Below are 17,039 nucleotides of genomic sequence, written 5' to 3'. Positions count from 1 at the left end.
ATACCTAAAAAACAGTGTCTTTCAGCTCCTTTGAATGATTCGGATAGTCTGTAGTATAATGTAAACCTCTACTCTCTTTCCGAGCCATTGCCGATTTAATGACAATATACGAAACTTGGATGACATTTCTAAGCTCGCACAGTTTCACAGACAATTTCGTGTTCTTATAGAATTCTTCCGTTTCCTCATAAAGTAATTTGAGTCGCCGCATGGCACGTTCTAAGCGAAAATCCGAACGTACAATACCAACATAATCACTCATAATCTTCTGTGTTTCTCTTAAATTATGCGTAACCAAAATATCTTCGTTTGATAGCTGTGTATCCGTGTCATCCCAATCGGGTATATTAAGAGGTAAAGTGATCTTGTCAAAAACGCTTATTGCATGTTCAAATATCCGATGGGCATAAATCAAAGCTTCCAATAATGAATTGGAAGCTAATCTGTTAGCGCCGTGTAAACCGGTAGAAGAGCATTCGCCACAGGCGTAGAGATTATTAATAGAGGAAAGACCGAATTCATTTACCAAGATACCCCCGCAAAGATAATGAGCAGCGGGAGTCACGGGTATATAATCCCTCGTAAGGTCAATACCAATACTAAGGCATTTTGCATATATATTCGGAAAATGCTTCAAAAGCTCCACCTTATCGCGATGCGTAATATCCAAATAAACGTAATCGTCTCCCGATTTCTTCATTTCATTATCTATTGCTCGCGCAACGATATCCCTCGGCGCCAACGATCCACGATCGTCATACTCATACATAAACTCTTCTCCATTCTTCCTTCTTAAAACGGCACCAAATCCGCGCAACGCTTCTGAAATCAAAAATGATGGATACTCACCGGGGTTATACAACGAGGTAGGGTGGAACTGAATAAACTCCATATTTCTTACTTTTCCCTTAGCCCGATAAACCATTGCTATGCCGTCCCCTGTAGCAATCACCGGATTCGTAGTAGATGCATAAATATGCCCGGCTCCGCCGGAAGCCATTACAGTAATCTTACTTAAGATTTTTTCAACTTCATTTGTCAACGTATTTAATGCATAAATCCCATAACAGGTAATATCGTCACTGGTCTTATTAACAAATAAGCCGAGGTGATGTTGAGTAATGAGATCAACAGCAAAATAATGGGTTAATATGGTAATATTGGCAGACTGATGAACTTGCTCCAATAGAGCCCGCTCAATCTCAAAACCCGTAATATCTTTATAATGTAAAATACGATGTTCCGAATGTCCGCCCTCTCGCGCTAAATCATAACTACCTGTTGTTATTTCGTCAAAATGAGTTCCATATTGAATGATTTCCTTGATCCGCTCCGGACCTTCCTTAACAACGTTTTCCACAACCTTTTTATCACACAAACCATCACCAGCAACCAGAGTATCAGCGATATGCTTTTCAAAGCTGTCTGACTTATCCACAACGACGGCTACACCACCTTGTGCATACTTTGTATTCGATTCGTCCTCGTTCGATTTCGTAACTATCAGAACCTTACCATATTTTGCGGCCTTCAAGGCAAAACTCAGACCCGCAATACCCGAACCCACAACTAAGAAATCAACATTCGTCATATTGAAAAAATTATTTATTGATATCTTCCGTCAAAACGGTGGAAAAACATGTTAAATATGTGGATTTTTTTGTAAAAAGTCAGTGGAATAAAAAGAATAACTTGTTAAGAAGCCATCATATTCACATTTACCAGAACTTTTAGATTATTTATCCATCCGATGAACCGCTAGTTCCTAACCAAAATTCCGTCATAAAAAACTGACAAAAAAATATGGAAAGAAAAAACAGCAAAATAAATAGCGATTGTAAATCAATTCATTAACTTATCAATAATGTTAAAAACTTGTTGATAAAAATAGAACATCAAATAAAACAAGAAAAAAGATATCCCATTTTCTAACATTACTAACACACTAATAAACGATAAGAAGATTTTATATAAAAAGAATTATTGTTTTTATTGAACAGTGGAAAAGCCACAAAATCCGATTTCATTTTCTTTATGTACATTTGTATAAGTGAACTATGCTTAGGCTAAGAAAATGGAAAACTATACTGAACAACTGACTGCTAAAGGCTATATCGATGAAGCAATTGACCCTCGACTGGATTTAGTTCAAGAGATCAACAGGCTTAAAAAGGAAAAGAACGCAGTTATTTTAGCACATTATTATCAGGATGCTGAAATTCAAGATATCGCTGATTATATTGGGGATAGCTTGGGGCTTTCTCAAGAGGCTGCAAAAACAGATGCTGCTATAATCGTTTTCGCCGGTGTTCATTTTATGGCTGAAACAGCTAAAATTCTATCACCCACAAAGAAAGTGTTGCTACCGGATCTTAAGGCAGGCTGCAGCTTATCAGATAGTTGTCCACCCCATTTGTTTGCGAAGTTTAAAGAGCAATACCCCGATCACCTTGTCATTACCTATGTCAACTGCACAGCCGAGTTGAAAGCACTTAGCGATATTGTGTGTACATCATCCAATGCCGTACAAATCGTTGAAAGCCTGCCGAAAGATCAAAAGATTATTTTCGGACCTGACAAAAACTTAGGCGACTATGTAAAAAAGAAAACCGGCCGAGACCTTGTTCTTTGGAACGGTGCATGTATGGTACACGAAATATTTTCGCAAGAGAAAATTGATCGTTTACGATTGCAGTTTCCTGATGCGAAATTTATTGCACACCCCGAGTGTGAGGAACATATTTTAAGGCAGGCTGATTATATTGGATCGACCACCGGTTTATTAAACTATACCATAAAAGACCCAGCTAGTACCTACATTGTTGCGACCGAATCGGGTATTATTCATCAAATGCAGAAAGCTAATCCACAGAAGACCTTTATACCCGCTCCTCCTAATAATGCATGTGCATGCAACGATTGCCCGCATATGAAGCTGAACACCTTAGAAAAGCTTTATAACGCTATGAGGTTTGAATTACCGGAAATAGATTTGCCACTGGACGTGATAAACAGAGCAAGGAAGCCAATTGAGCGTATGTTGGATATATCTGCACAATTCGGACTCTAAATTAGAAATACATACTATATTAATTCTACATGTTTGATAACAAAGAGAATACCGGTTTAGATAAACTGGGCGAGTTTGGCCTCATTGACCTGATTAATAAATCAATTGAAATAAAGGAAGAATCAACCGTAAAAGGCATAGGAGACGACGCTGCGGTTATTCAGCATGGAGGAAAACAGACACTTATTTCAACCGATTTATTATTGGAAGGTGTACATTTTGACTTAAGATATGTTCCGCTTAAGCATTTGGGATATAAAGCGGTACAAGTAAACTTAAGTGATATTTTCGCGATGAATGGCATTGCCACTCAAATAACCTTTTCTATCGGCTTATCGAGCAAGTTTCCTTTAGAAGCAGTTGAGGAGTTATACGCAGGAGCTATTCTAGCATGTAAGAAGTACAATGTGGACTTGGTAGGAGGAGATACATCCGCTTCCAAGCAGGGATTAGTTATTAGCGTGACGAGTATAGGTTATGCTGATTCTTCCGCTGTAACCTATAGAAATGGGGCAGAGGAAGGTGATTTGATTTGTGTGTCCGGCGATTTGGGAGGGGCTTATGTCGGTCTTCAGTTATTAGAACGGGAGAAGCAAATATTTTTAGAGAATCCAAACATTCAGCCCGATCTGGAAGGAAAGGATTATATTGTAGAAAGGCAATTAAAGCCGGAAGCGCGACGTGATGTCGTTCAATTGCTTAAGGAACTTCAAATTAAGCCAACGTCGATGATTGACGTATCTGACGGATTAGCCTCCGAAGTTTTGCACCTATGTAAACAATCATCAAAAGGCTGCAGATTATACGAAGAAAAAATCCCTATTGATCAAATGACCTATGACACAGCGCGCGAGTTCGGATTGGATCCTACGGTCTGCGCACTTAGTGGAGGGGAGGATTACGAGCTGCTATTTACCATTAAGCAGAGCGATTATGAAAAGATAAAAGGTGATCTGGATATCAGCGTAATTGGGTATATAATGGAAGAGAACGCTGGATGTAATTTAATATCAAAAAGCGGAAATCTATACCCAATTACTGCGCAGGGATGGAACGCATTTAATTAGTTAACAGGTAGCGGTTAACCGGTAAATAAATTATAATCGGTAAACTGCAAATTCTTCACCGGTTAACTTGCTTCCTTACTCACTGAAGACTAGCCGGTTTCACGTGAAACCGGCTAGTCTTCAGTGAGTTCCTCCTCATCAAATAAACTTATATCTATTTGTTTGCTTGCTTTTGCGCCCAGTTTTTTTAGCTTTTCTACTTTAGATATGACGTTACCTTTACCGGTTTCTAGTTTCTTGCGGGCATCTTCATGTGTCCTTGCTAATATGGTTATCTGTTTGTCAATCTTATCCATGTCTTCGGTAAAACCAACGAATTTATCATAGAGTGCGCCGGCTTCTCTTGCTATTTCCATGACATTACGTGTTTGTCGCTCTTGTTTCCAAATACTGGCTATGGTTCGAAGGGTGGCTAGTAGCGTTGACGGGCTTACAATTACGACACGTTTATCCCATGCATCGCTAAATAGTTCGCTATCAATCGTAATTGACATACTGAAAGCAGATTCAATGGGCATAAATAGCAAAACAAAATCGGGTGACGTGATTTTGTATAAATCCTGATAATTTTTGCGGGAAAGCTCCGTAACATGATTTTTGATAGATTGTATATGTTGTTTAGCAAACAATTCGCGCTCATCATCATTATCCGCTGCATTTACCCATCTCTCGTAGGCAACCAGTGAAACTTTTGCATCAATTACGAGGTGTTTTTCTTCCGGTAGATCAATGATCACATCGGGTTGCAGACGTTTACCGTCTTCAGTTTGAAAACTAGCCTGTAAACGATATTCGCTATCTCTGGTAAGACCCGATCGTTCTAATACTCGTTCTAGAACCACTTCTCCCCAATTCCCCTGTTTCTTCTGATCGCCTTTTAGGGCTCTTGTTAAATTAATAGCCTCATCCTTAATTAGCTGGCTTTGCTCCATTAATTGCATAACGACCCCTTTAAGGGAGTTTCGCTCCGCAGCTTCATGGCTATAAGTCTTATCGACTTTCTCTTCGAAGCTTTTGATATTCTGTTTTAAAGGATCTAAAAGTTGGTTGATGGTCTTGTGATTTGTTTCCGTAAATCGAAGTGTTTTTTCTTCCAGAATTTTATTAGCAATCAATTCGAACTCCTTATTGAACTGGCTTTTCATGGTTGCTATTTCTAATTTCTGTTCATTCAATTTTTCTTGTTGCGATTCAAAATAGGCATTTAAGCTTTCAATGGTTCGCTCGGCTGCTGCAGCTTTTTCACGCTCGGTTTTAACCTCATTCAACAAGCGTTCATTTTCCACGCGGTAGTTCTCCGCTTTCTGTTCTGCTTTCGCAATTTTTACAAGGAGATCGTCGCGTTCTCCCTGGAAGCCGGGTATATTATCATTACCCGATTGATTGGTTCGTTGCGTCAGTTTATATAAAAAGAAAAGTAAGACTATGAGTAGAATAACGATCAGCAGATTTTCCATTGTTAATTGTTTTGTACAAATTTAGACAGAAAAATTGATTCAGGTAGCCTCGGTTTTTTAGTGCTCTTTCCTATGTGTCCTTTTAGTGCGGGTTTATTTATCAACCGACCTCGGATAAATTGTCAGTTTTTTACTTATCTTCTTGATATAATGTCAGGTAAGGTCAGCTTTTTTAATGCTATTTTAATCTTTTTGTCGTAAATTTAGGAGAAAAATGCATATCTTAGGTAGAAGGCCGGAAAAAGTAAATGTCGGTATGCAGTTTGAGGGAAGTAATATATAGTTGATAAAAAAATGGGAACAGAGTATTTGTTATTAATAGGTATTGCAATCGTTAGTTTTATTGTTCAATGGCGATTCAAGAGTAAGTTTAAAGAACATTCCGAAACACCATTAAGCAGTGGCATGTCAGGTAAGGATATTGCGGAGAAGATGTTACATGACAATAATATTTATGATGTTAAGGTAGTTTCGGTGGAAGGACGATTAACCGATCATTATAACCCGGCGGATAAAACAGTGAATTTGAGTCCGGAAGTATATAGTGGACGAAGTGTTGCCGCGGCCGCTGTGGCTGCGCACGAATGTGGTCATGCCGTGCAGCATGCAAAGGCATATGCATGGTTACAATTTCGTTCAGCAATGGTGCCGGTAGTCAATGTAGCTTCTACGCTAACATCCTGGACTTTGATGATTGGTGTTATGTTAGTTTTTTTTGCAGGTAATATTATTGTACTAGCGGTAGGTGTTGCTGCTTTAGCATTGGTTACCTTATTCAGTTTCGTAACCCTGCCTGTGGAGTTTGATGCTTCCAATAGGGCTTTAGCTTGGCTGGAAACAAACAAAGGAATAATGGCAAGCAGAGAGGAACATGATGGTGCGAAAAATGCCCTTTGGTGGGCTGCCATGACTTATGTGGTAGCTGCTCTATCTTCACTGGCAACGCTGGTATATTATGCAAGCATCTTATTTCGCTCCAGAGATTAAAAAAATAGACATACAATGCAGGACAAAGGGATTCATTTATTTATGAATCCCTTTTGTTTTTATACAAATGACCGTTTAGATAGATATTCATTTTCTTTTTCTGTCATTCGCTTTTTATCAACAGGTTTCTTATCTAAATAGCCACATAGGTGTAAAATACCATGAATAATAACGCGATGCAGCTCATCGATTTCTTTTACTAAAAAGCTTTTTGCGTTTTCCTTGATTCTATCAATACTGATGAATATATCACCTGCGATTACGTTTTCGTCATCGCTATTATCAAAGGTTATAATATCGGTATAGGTATCGTGATTAAGATACTCCACATTTATCTTATGCAAATATTCGTCCGAGCAAAAGATGAAGCTTATTTCACCGGGTTTTAAACCTTCATTAGCAATAGCATCCTTTATCCATTGTTTTAATAGCAGTTTGTTTTTTATAGTGTATTTAATTTCTTCAGTAAAGAAGTTTACGGTAGCACTTGGCATCTCTATTTTTTTCTTTCAAATGTACAATGTTTAATACTTATAAGTAAGTTAAAGCGTAAAAAGCTGAGTCGTTAAACAATCTGCCTAGAGCTTATTGCTTATTGCCTAAAGCCTTATAAAAAGTGGAGTCGTTAAATAGTTTGCCTAGAGCTTACTGCCTAAAGCCTTATGTCTAGCGATCTACCTATTATGAAGTAAAAGAAAGACAGAAATTATATAGATTATAGAATAATATTCAAATACATCGTAAATTGATCGATAAAGAGTCGTAAATCCATCGTATATTTTACGATGAATTTACGATAAAAATACGATAGATTTACGGCAAAATGTAATATCTGACATATTTCAATTTCTTTTTTATACAATTTTTGTCATTTATTTCTTATGATTAATGGGCTAACGTTCGCAGGAGTAATTAGAATAAATAACGGTATTTGATAAAGCAATATTCAGCGAATAATATGTGCTTGGTAAAAAATTGTGATTTACAGATTTTTTCTATAAGTTTGTCATCCTAAAATTCGGGATGTAGCGTAGCCCGGTATCGCGCCAGCATGGGGTGCTGGAGGTCGTCGGTTCAAATCCGGCCATCCCGACTTTTAACAAAATAACCTACTGATTTTCAGTAGGTTATTTTGTTTTCTGGACAATATGCGGACAAAAATAGATGCTTTGTATTATTTATAATAAGTTGTATAAAGATATCATTATCAGCCTGTTCATCAAAATGAGGCGTTATATTTTGAAATTATTAGCTGTGTAAATATCTTATATCTTGGTTAGAAGGAAAACCATCGTTTTTTTTGGCCTTTTATCAGCATCATGAAGAATTAATGCTGTCTATGGTTTTCGGTGTGAAAATCTAATATATTATCTAGGATAAACAATGCCCGGAGAATAGTTAACAACAGTACAGCAACGCCAAGTATTATGCAGTAGTATAATAACCAAATACCGAAAATGTTCACAAATCGGAGAATGTAAATAACTAGAGTTATAAAAATTAATGATTTAATACCATTCTTCAATAGCGTAGTAGTGTCTTTATATAGAGAAGAGTTACAAAATTTCTCCATCAAGGTGATATTTTCGCTTTCTTCTACTTTACCTGTTTTAAAAGTTATTAACACCGTTAGAAAAGTTAGAATGAATCCAGCTAAGGTCAGAAGAATAGTTGTTGTTTCGGACGCATAGTTTAGAATAGACTCTTCCTTCGGTATTTCTAGAATACAATTTTTCACACAGTAATGAACAAGACATAATAGACTAAACCCTACCAAGTAGTCCATTAAAATGGGAAATCTAAAATAAAAGTCTAGTACTCTTTTCATAACCCGTTAATAAAATTATCAATTTCTGGCTTGACTAACTCATACCAACGTTTATTGCTGTTTAGAAACATTTTATCTATGCTTATTTCAAATCCTTTTTGGTTTTTTATTAAATTAATATATTGTATATCATCTGACTGATCTGTAGTATATTCTAATATAAAATTTTTGAAAGCATTCATATCAGTATCCTGATTTTTTATACTTCTTAGAAGTTTTTTGACGAGACTGGTTCCTTCATTGTCGGTTTTTACCAATTTGTTTCCTTCAAATACATCGAAAAAAGCTTTAATATTGATTGCACGCGTGCTAAGCAATCTTCCAAATGAACTAAGACCAGTGAAATAGTGATTTTTTAAATTTGGTTCTATCAATTCTAAACCAGACGGTTCCATTTTTAATTCGAAGCTAAATACATCTTTCAAGTCGTTTAATAGTTTGTCTAAAGAGACATCGAGATGAATTTCCAACTTGGTCTCCTTAGCTAATTCGAGAACATTATGCGCTACGTTTCTTAGATAAAACTCAATATCGGTGTAACGGGGTCCATAAAAATTTTATTCACAACAGAGATATGGTTTGTTTTTACTGATGTCAATATAAAAATGGGTTACTTCTACCAGGTCTCCATATTTTTTTTTCATCTCATCCAACGAAACAAGCTGGTAACTATCATAAGGTTTTAGCATCGGAGTTTTACCTTCTCTAATTACTCCCATCCTACATTTATAACGTCGTTCTACATGATCGAAGGTAACGGAGTCGATGAACAATTCCCTGGGACTTGAATTTTCTCTATTTTTATATCTATCAACAAGATATGCTTTATTTTCCAAGTTGACTGGTGTCACATAATGAAGTACCTTGCGAAGTATCTCTACAGAATTCAAGTCACTATGTTGCTTTCTAGGCTTAAATAAAAGAGAATAAAAATTAAAAGTTATGGTAATATCGGCCATAAGAATTCAGGGATATATTGCTATTTATTGTTAAGGTCAAACTATTTTTGCGATGCAATTTAGGTATATTAATTGTGAGTATATTACGGGAAACAGTAAATTGAACCAAAATTTGCCTGTTATATTTTTTATAGGTAAAAAGTCTCTCTTTCCAGCTAAAAAAAATCTTTAAATATTAATAAGAGCTAATCTCCAAATTTTGTCAGCAGCGAATTGATAAGGTCATTATCAACTTTCAAATTTGCTATCTTGAAATCTTCAGAAGTAATTTTAGCTATCACTGGTGTCGACTCACGTAATTTTTTCACGGCCGATATATCAACCTCTATTAGACTGAGATAAAGCTTATACGCTTTTAAATACTTTTCATGCTTTTCAATAGCGAAATCAAAAAACTCTTTATCTCCCGTTATTTCTTCCAAAATCAGTTTTGAGAAGAAAGTAGCCATTCCTTCCTCTAAATAATTTATTTCGTTGCCCTTAACTAGTTCGACAGGTGAAAGTAAGTGTACAACTTCATGTGCCAACTGAAAAATACCATCTTTTTTATCGTTTATAGCGCCTTTGCCATTTAGGAAAATTTTGAAAGAGCATTCTTCAGTTTCTAATGACCTACCGCAAAAAACCACCCTCGGGGGAAAATTGTGGTAAAATAACCCTAAATATCTATAGTTTGTTTTTGATCCGAACATTTTCTCTGCCCTTGCAAGAAAATCGTATTGTAACCTTTCATATTCTTGCATGTTTGTTTCTTGCGGTGACATGTATTTAGATTTACTAAGTTTTTATTGAGATGTTTTCTCCGAAAACATTATTTATTTAAAGATCGTAAAAATTTTCTAGCCAATGAACGGCTAGCTAGAATATACGATTTAAATGGAGCCTTCATCCAATAGTAAAAAAAAGAAATATTTATAATAACACAGAAATATCAAAATAAGAAGATAGAGTAACGCTTTTGTTTTATATAAAGTGTAAATATGGTATATTGCCCTCCGAACAACTATAGCGACATGAACCTAGGAGAACTTACTAATTCAGCTTCTTATTTTTTAGAACATTTAGAATTAACGTTCCTAGATAATAATAGGTCGTCTAACGAATCACGATATATAGTCAAAGATTATTTTAATTTTAGACAAGTAATAAGAGAACTGGACAAGGTTCCTTATTTACAACATTTTACAGACTCAATAAAAGAGTCAAAAGCATTTACGATTCCGGAGCCGTCAGTTGTATTAAGTGTGAATGAAAAGGTGGAGCTAGAGAAAGCTATATCCAATTTGAGATCTGCAATACTAGGCTTGAAAGCATATTATGATAATACCACACCAAACTCAGATGCTATTTTAAGAGTAAAATTGCCAGAAACAAATTCATTCGATGATCTTATAAAATATTCAGAACTTCTAAAAAAAGGTATTGAAATACCAGTGAATGAAAGTAATGAAGACTCGAAAGTTAAAATATTAAATGGTCAACCCGGATCAATCTGGTTAATTCTATCGATAGGTAGCAGTATAATGCTAATAGCAAAATTGTGTAATGCAGCAGCAGTTATAAGAAGAAAGTGGGCCGAGTCAAGCATATTTGAAGAGCATGCAAAAAGTCTCAAACTAAAAAATGAATTAATGGATGACTTGGTAAAAGCCAATAAGAAAATGCTAGCTGATGTATTAGATGCTGAGGCAGCCAATATCCATAATGGGCATTACAATCCTGACGATCCAGAAGTAAAGGAAAGGATAAAGTTAGCCATACGATCTATTAGTGAACTTATAGATAAGGGGGGGCAGCTATTGCCTTCTGGAAGCAATAAAGATATATCAAACAATTTTCCTGATTATAACGCTTTGAATTCAGCTGTATCTATTATAAAGCAAATTGGCACGGGGTCTTCAGACGAAGGATTGAAGAGTTAAAGTCTTCTTCTAGTAACAATAAAAACATTCAAATAATGAGATACCTACAAATCAATCCATGTTTTATTGCTGTTCTTTGAGATAACTCTCAACTTCCTCCGTGACAAACTCCAACCAATATTCACACCTTCTATGCAAAATAGCCACATCCGTGGGATGATAAAACAGAGAAGAACGGAACCTCAAATTGTGCAGTCCCTGTGATAACAATCCGAACAACCTAATATCCTCTTCGGTAATTCTTGGAAAAAATTCATTCGCCTTTTCGCTGATATAGTCGCAAAGGTTATAGAGATGTGAAAGACTTTGCAGATTAGGCTTATAATCCAAAAAGGTTTCGATATAAGCCAGACATATCTGCTCAAGCGCAAGTGCAAGCATACATAACTCAACATCTTCATTATCATCATAGGTAAGATTAGAGGCTGATTCTATAAATGCGATAATTTTCCGCCTCCGTTTCCACCAGTTCATTTTTTTTGTTTCAAGGTTCACTTCGGCCTTTTTTTCTTCAGTGGGTATTTGCCATATTTCGGATAGATCTTTGTTTATAAATACCTGTTCCCCAGTCGTTATTACCCTTTGAAAGAAAGGATTGCCGTTTTCCAGTGCTTTGGTAATAGATGCCATGCTGTGAAAAAGTAACACGACTTTTGCGTCCACATTTTTATCCTGATTGATATAGCTCTGTATCCGGTAAATATCGTTCGGCTGTTCGTCTTTGGTAATTACTAATAAATAGAGACGATCCTCGGAAGTTTTTTCTGTTGTTTCCATGTAATAACTATCGTGAGAGAAGGATCGTGAGCTTTTTCCCATACAATAAATGCGAATGGTACCTACCTCCCTTGTTATTTTTTCAATGATCTTTTCCATGATACATAAGGGTTTTAATGGTTCAATTGTTGGACTAGAAATAAATTTTTCAGAGGTTGCAACCTCCTGTTCACTTGATGGTTCCGATTGTTGCTCTTCCTCTTTGTAATTTCCGAAACGCACTTCGAACTGTTTTTGCGCCAGTCTTGAATTTTCGTCTACTATTTGTTGCAGGTCAAGCGATTTCTGTATCAGATAGGATAATTCATCTTTTGAAATCTGGTAGCTGTTTTCATAACGAACGGTAAGATAGGCTTCATCTAAAATGAAAAGTATGGACATTTCTTTTTCGTCCTCCTCGTTGAAAAGCGTTTTAAGTTCGGGAATATAAGGGAGCAGGAATTTGTGGTGGTTACGCAAAGAATGGGATATCTTTTCTTTTCCTATGAGCGCAAGCTCGGCAAATCGGTAGCATAACTCAAAAACCTGATGTAACATCAATGCGCAGAGCTGGTCGTTTCCCTTTTCAAAGTAAAAATCCATTCCCTCCCTGAACGAGCGTATTTTGTTTCTTTCTTTTCCCTGCTCAATGATTGCCCTGTTGTATACCTTTTGAAAGGTGGTTTTATTATTAAAAAGGGGAATATCACTTTCGGGATTGATATATACCAGCATATCAGGTTGGCAGATGGAAAAAAACACCATGCTGCCCTGTTTGAGTCCGGCTTTCACGTCGTGAAAATAGAATAAGCGGTATCTGAACTGAATATGAAGCGTCATTACCATTCTAACCAATGGACGGGCTTCGGTAATGTGTTGGGTACTCGAATTGGGAATGAGGATAATGAGTTCCCAATATGCTTTATCATCCTCAACTATATCATTCAGGTATATCTGTTCTATCAACAGCGTATTTACCAAGCGTGCGGTGATCAGGTTTGCCTCCTGAAGGACTTCTGCTGGAATTGTGCCCATAGCTATAAAATTTAATCATGCTCTCAATGTTGCCTGTTTGGATATTTCTTTGCCTGTACCAGATATCCCGCTTCCAGCAATTTTACTAGATTGGCATGAAAGCTTGTTATTTCCTTTTTATCAAAAGGATAAGGTTCTTCATGTCCCAAAGCTGCCGTAAGCGATTCAAAAAGAATATGGAAACAAAACTGGAGATCGTATAGGTTGAAAAACTCACGCAGATAATTTTCTGGATTTTTAATTATTTCCGCTTCTAACTTATAGCGATAATTCTCTTTTGGTATTGGGGCATGCTGAAAAGAATAGGTTGTATTCGTGTTGTTCCAGCTTTTAGGGTAATTCGGGCTTAATTGCCTTATTAGCCAAAGACAGTCTGTCATGTGTACAAGAGTTTTAAACAGGTCAATCAGATCCGCTGGTGTTCCTTCCCATATTTTTTCCCGTTCAAATACAAGTTTCATCCATCGGCCAAGGTCTCTTTTATATGCCATAAGCGAGGTGTAATGAAAGAAACCATATAAATCGCTGTAGGGATTAAAAGTGCTTTCGATAGTACCCATATAGGGGTAATTATTCATATCGAACCACGGAACCAATTCGTGGTAAAGAAGTTCTCTTTCCTGTTTTTCTACCAGCCAAACGATTTCCATTAACTTAACAAGATCAAGATAGTCCTCATATATTTCTGCCGGGGAAAATCCGTGAGCTTCAATAATGCTTCTATCATCAAGTGCGCTCTCCATCCAGAGGGTAAGGTAACGTTTCCAATCGCCCTGACTCCTCCGTCCAAAGAATTTTCTATGGAATGCTTTTGACGAGCGAATCTCATCCTGATTCAGAAATTGGATTTCGCCTTTAAAACGATGGTTCCGTTCAACTGGCCATGTGCTTTCCTGTAACTGTGGGTAATATTGATCTATCGTATAATCTGAAAAAGAAGGTTGCAGAACGTCTACCTTAAATTCTTCATCTCCGCTACCATAACGTGCCTCGATCTGTAACTGGTGTTCATGTTCCAACCATGCGGCATCCAGTGCAAATAATAATTCTTCAAAATTATTCTGTAGGGTGGGCAGCGTTTCTTCCGGCCACCGTTCTGGGCTAATGACCACTCTATATAGATTTTGAAGGAAAAGTCGGTAGTGATGGGTCGTTTTTATAAATTTCAGCGAACTGCGGATATTGTAAATAGAGCTTTCATACGAGGAAAGAAAGCTTTCTTTTCCTGTAAATTTTTCCATGGTTGTTAGGGTTAAATGTGATATATGAAATAATTTGAGGTTAGATGCAGGATGTTTTCTACGTGTTTTAATTCTTTTTCATCCGGTTCTAGGCGTTCGGATACGTGCCTAAAAGTCCAAGAAAGCGAAATACAGTCGGTTAGGAACCGTGCTGTTTTGCCGATGGAAATTTTCCTGAATTTCTTTTTAAGAGCGTCAATTATCCGTGCAGAATTGTGATCCGGTGAAAGGAAGTCAACATTGATAGTTAGGTAATGGGCTAAATGCACAAGCTTATATAAATCACCATAATGCTGCATTAATTGAAATGCAGCGGATGGGTGCCATTCCTGTGACCATCTCTTAATGTGGTACAGAAAAGCAAGACTGTTTAGAACGTCCTTTATTTCTTTTGTTTTGAAATAACCCATACCCCAATTAATGGGATTAGCTATTTTGGATGTATCCAAAGACCAATGGTAATCGGTTTTAAGATTATCAATACTTCCTGCCAATAGATAGGTTACTTCCGCTAAAGTGTTTAGATTAACGTACTCACCAAATTCCCTAAGATCCATTGAATTACCGTGCATCCAGAAAAAAGGATCCAATAAAGCTAGTTGTCTATCGTATACCGCAATTGTCTTCCATCGATGGAGTTTAGATCCTTTGAAAAGTTTTCTCATCGTTTTGATAGGATTTCTTGCCTCTTCCAATGAAAGAAAAGAAAGGCTATCTGAAGCGATCAGATCCTTCAAATTTGGATCGGCTTGATAGGTTATTTCTTTATGCTGGTTAACCAAAACCCACGCTGCGTCAATCAATCTGTCTAATTGGTTACCTAATCGGAAAAGGGAAAACCGTTGTTCTGGTGTTGGTGTGATTTCATCTGTCATTTGAAAAGGGAGCCAGTTCCATAGTGCTATCTGTATTTGCTTTAACGTGTACTGGTCAAAGACCTGTTTGACAACCCCTATGGGATCGGCATATTCATGGGGATAAAGGGAACTTGGATAATCCGTCTGCCAGAGGCTGATTGCGTTTGATTCCATCATAGTCGTTGGTGTTATACTACCAAATTTCCCTAATAGTATCGTCGTACCGAACCAGAGTTCAGGGTATTTTACCAGCGATGTATTGTAATTTACCGAATAGGCCTCTTTATTACATTTGTTAAAATTGCTATCTTTGGGCTATGAGCGCAACACAAAAACCGAATCGTATTGGTCCAAAAATAAGCCGTGTCCGTGAGCTTCGTGGAATGAAGCAGGAAGCTTTAGCCATTGAGCTTGGAATGAGCCAGCAGGCAGTTTCGGCAATGGAAAAGAAAGATACTATCGAAAGTGAGTTGTTGGCACAGGTAGCAGAAATTTTAGGCGTAACTCCCGAGGCGATAGAGAATTTTGACGAGGATAATGTGATCAATTATTTTAATACTTTTAATGACAATAGCTTTAGCAACAGTAACGGAACTTTTAGTGCTACGAATTGTACATTCAATCCTTTAGACAAATTGGTTGAAGCGTACGAAGAGAATAAAAAACTGTACGAACGGCTGTTGGAAGCGGAGAAGGAAAAGATTGCTTATTTGGAAAAGCTTTTGAAGGGGTAAATCACTTCTATTTACTTCTTGCTGATACAGGCGTGAGCAAAGAGGATAAAAGTCCTTGCGAAAGCAAGGACTTTTATTGTTTAAGGATCTACGTTAATCCAACGGTATTAAAATTGAGATTTGAATTCTTATTTTTTTCAGTTAACCAAGATACTTCTTGCTTACTTTCGTTGGATGTACTTAAGATGGAGCTATATATTTCCGGCCTACGAGCTTTAATATAACGGTTGCCACCGGCATCTTGTAATTTCTGAGGCGTTAAAACGGCCGTAACCATTTCATCATCCATTGTACGACATTCATTAAGTATATCGCCGAATGGATCTAGGATCATGGAGCAACCATTTTTAAGTTGGTCATCATCCATGCCAATGGCGTTTGAGAAAACGCAGTATACACCGTTGTCATAGGCTCTGGCAGGAAGCCATTTCATCAGCCATTCACGTCCTTTCATACCATTGAATTCTATTCTTAAACTGGTTGGATCTTCTTTTCTATTTTTCCATAGCTTGGGATCAACAAAACCCGCTCCCGGACGTGGTGAGGGCGTACACATGGTTACGTGCGGCATGAAAATAATTTGGGCGCCCAATAAACGAGTTGCCCGCACGTTTTCTATGATATTATTATCATAACAGATTAATATACCACATTTCCAACCGTCCAACTCGAATATACAATATTCATTTCCTGGTTTTAAATGTGGGTTGATAAATGGGTGTAGTTTCCTGTACTTAGCAACGAGGCCATTTTTATCAACGCATACATAAGCTTTAAACAAGTTATCTTCACTGTCTTTTTCAAATAAGCCTGCTAATATGCTTATATTATTTCGAGAAGCTATTTCGGTTAATTTTTGTATGGAATAGCCATCTGGGATCGGTTCTGCTAATTCAAGCATTTCCGCTAAAGATAAATTTCTTGCAAAGGTATACCCTGTAATTGAACACTCGTGAAAAGTAATGGCCTTTGCACCTTTCATAGAGGCTTCTTTGGATAAACGATCTATCACAGACAAATTATATTCTTTATCAGCACTTCTGTGCTCAAATTGTGCAGTAGCAATGGTTATATTGTTCATGTTTCTTTTTTACAAAGGTAGTACTGCTATACGGAATAAAATTGT

General features: G+C 37.0%; 15 protein-coding genes and 1 tRNA gene. 6 read left to right on the top strand and 10 right to left on the bottom strand.

All coding sequences use genetic code 11. The features are described from left to right. Nucleotides 1-4: 4 nt before the first annotated feature. Nucleotides 5-1,591: an L-aspartate oxidase gene (nadB, locus tag FKG96_RS03435; RefSeq protein ID WP_149105138.1), complete on the bottom strand. Its 1,587-nt coding sequence runs from the start codon at nucleotides 1,589-1,591 to the stop codon at nucleotides 5-7. Nucleotides 1,592-2,074: 483 nt separating this feature from the next. Here nadB and nadA point away from each other — a divergent pair, with 483 nt between their 5' ends. Then, entirely contained in the window at nucleotides 2,075-3,070 is a 996-nt protein-coding gene (nadA, locus tag FKG96_RS03430; protein ID WP_130854631.1) for a quinolinate synthase NadA, read from the top strand. 29 nt (nucleotides 3,071-3,099) lie between these two features. Continuing rightward, nucleotides 3,100-4,137: a thiamine-phosphate kinase gene (thiL, locus tag FKG96_RS03425; protein ID WP_130854632.1), complete on the top strand. Its 1,038-nt coding sequence runs from the start codon at nucleotides 3,100-3,102 to the stop codon at nucleotides 4,135-4,137. A 113-nt stretch (nucleotides 4,138-4,250) separates the two neighbouring features. Here the strand turns inward: thiL and FKG96_RS03420 are convergent, their stop codons facing one another. Beyond that, nucleotides 4,251-5,594 (bottom strand): DNA recombination protein RmuC, encoded by a 1,344-nt coding sequence (locus FKG96_RS03420; RefSeq protein ID WP_130854633.1) that lies wholly within the window; start codon nucleotides 5,592-5,594, stop codon nucleotides 4,251-4,253. 294 nt (nucleotides 5,595-5,888) lie between these two features. Between FKG96_RS03420 and FKG96_RS03415 the strand changes: the two genes are divergently transcribed. Beyond that, the gene (locus tag FKG96_RS03415; protein WP_013664584.1) at nucleotides 5,889-6,581 is read left to right on the top strand and encodes a zinc metallopeptidase; all 693 of its coding nucleotides are present in this window, start codon (nucleotides 5,889-5,891) and stop codon (nucleotides 6,579-6,581) included. 59 nt (nucleotides 6,582-6,640) lie between these two features. Here FKG96_RS03415 and ybeY read toward each other — a convergent pair whose 3' ends face one another. Continuing rightward, on the bottom strand, nucleotides 6,641-7,075 hold the full coding sequence (gene ybeY, locus FKG96_RS03410; RefSeq protein WP_130854634.1) for an rRNA maturation RNase YbeY: 435 nt from the start codon (nucleotides 7,073-7,075) through the stop codon (nucleotides 6,641-6,643). A 525-nt stretch (nucleotides 7,076-7,600) separates the two neighbouring features. On the opposite strand from ybeY, the gene FKG96_RS03405 reads away from it, so the two are divergent. Beyond that, a tRNA-Pro gene (locus tag FKG96_RS03405) sits at nucleotides 7,601-7,674 on the top strand. Between the two features lie 731 nt (nucleotides 7,675-8,405). Here the strand turns inward: FKG96_RS03405 and FKG96_RS03400 are convergent. From FKG96_RS03400 to FKG96_RS03395, 3 genes are all read right to left on the bottom strand, one after another. Beyond that, nucleotides 8,406-8,804: a hypothetical protein gene (locus FKG96_RS03400; RefSeq protein ID WP_149105137.1), complete on the bottom strand. Its 399-nt coding sequence runs from the start codon at nucleotides 8,802-8,804 to the stop codon at nucleotides 8,406-8,408. 162 nt (nucleotides 8,805-8,966) lie between these two features. Continuing rightward, nucleotides 8,967-9,128, bottom strand: a complete 162-nt coding sequence (locus FKG96_RS26655; protein ID WP_168204530.1) for a hypothetical protein — start codon at nucleotides 9,126-9,128, stop codon at nucleotides 8,967-8,969. Nucleotides 9,129-9,553: 425 nt separating this feature from the next. Then, nucleotides 9,554-10,132, bottom strand: coding sequence for a hypothetical protein (locus tag FKG96_RS03395; protein WP_130854636.1), 579 nt, complete (start codon nucleotides 10,130-10,132; stop codon nucleotides 9,554-9,556). A gap of 249 nt (nucleotides 10,133-10,381) precedes the next feature. Between FKG96_RS03395 and FKG96_RS03390 the strand changes: the two genes are divergently transcribed. Next, nucleotides 10,382-11,290, top strand: a complete 909-nt coding sequence (locus tag FKG96_RS03390; RefSeq protein ID WP_130854637.1) for a hypothetical protein — start codon at nucleotides 10,382-10,384, stop codon at nucleotides 11,288-11,290. A 63-nt stretch (nucleotides 11,291-11,353) separates the two neighbouring features. Here the strand turns inward: FKG96_RS03390 and FKG96_RS03385 are convergent, their stop codons facing one another. Genes FKG96_RS03385 through FKG96_RS03375 form a run of 3 tightly spaced genes read right to left on the bottom strand, consistent with a single transcriptional unit; the run spans nucleotide 11,354 to nucleotide 15,356 of the window. Further along, the gene (locus FKG96_RS03385) at nucleotides 11,354-13,081 is read right to left on the bottom strand and encodes a hypothetical protein (protein ID WP_130854638.1); all 1,728 of its coding nucleotides are present in this window, start codon (nucleotides 13,079-13,081) and stop codon (nucleotides 11,354-11,356) included. Between the two features lie 23 nt (nucleotides 13,082-13,104). Further along, entirely contained in the window at nucleotides 13,105-14,322 is a 1,218-nt protein-coding gene (locus tag FKG96_RS03380) for a hypothetical protein (protein WP_130854639.1), read from the bottom strand. A gap of 11 nt (nucleotides 14,323-14,333) precedes the next feature. Continuing rightward, nucleotides 14,334-15,356, bottom strand: a complete 1,023-nt coding sequence (locus tag FKG96_RS03375; protein ID WP_130854640.1) for a hypothetical protein — start codon at nucleotides 15,354-15,356, stop codon at nucleotides 14,334-14,336. A 140-nt stretch (nucleotides 15,357-15,496) separates the two neighbouring features. On the opposite strand from FKG96_RS03375, the gene FKG96_RS03370 reads away from it, so the two are divergent. Continuing rightward, the gene (locus FKG96_RS03370; RefSeq protein ID WP_130854641.1) at nucleotides 15,497-15,913 is read left to right on the top strand and encodes a helix-turn-helix domain-containing protein; all 417 of its coding nucleotides are present in this window, start codon (nucleotides 15,497-15,499) and stop codon (nucleotides 15,911-15,913) included. An 88-nt stretch (nucleotides 15,914-16,001) separates the two neighbouring features. Here FKG96_RS03370 and FKG96_RS03365 read toward each other — a convergent pair whose 3' ends face one another. Beyond that, nucleotides 16,002-16,994, bottom strand: coding sequence for a nitrilase family protein (locus FKG96_RS03365; protein WP_130854642.1), 993 nt, complete (start codon nucleotides 16,992-16,994; stop codon nucleotides 16,002-16,004). Nucleotides 16,995-17,039 lie beyond the last annotated feature (45 nt).

The organism is Olivibacter sp. LS-1 (assembly GCF_008245145.1).
Classification (GTDB): domain Bacteria; phylum Bacteroidota; class Bacteroidia; order Sphingobacteriales; family Sphingobacteriaceae; genus Olivibacter; species Olivibacter oleidegradans.
The sequence above is the reverse complement of the archived record's forward strand: the minus strand, read 5'-3'. Positions and strand labels throughout refer to the sequence as shown.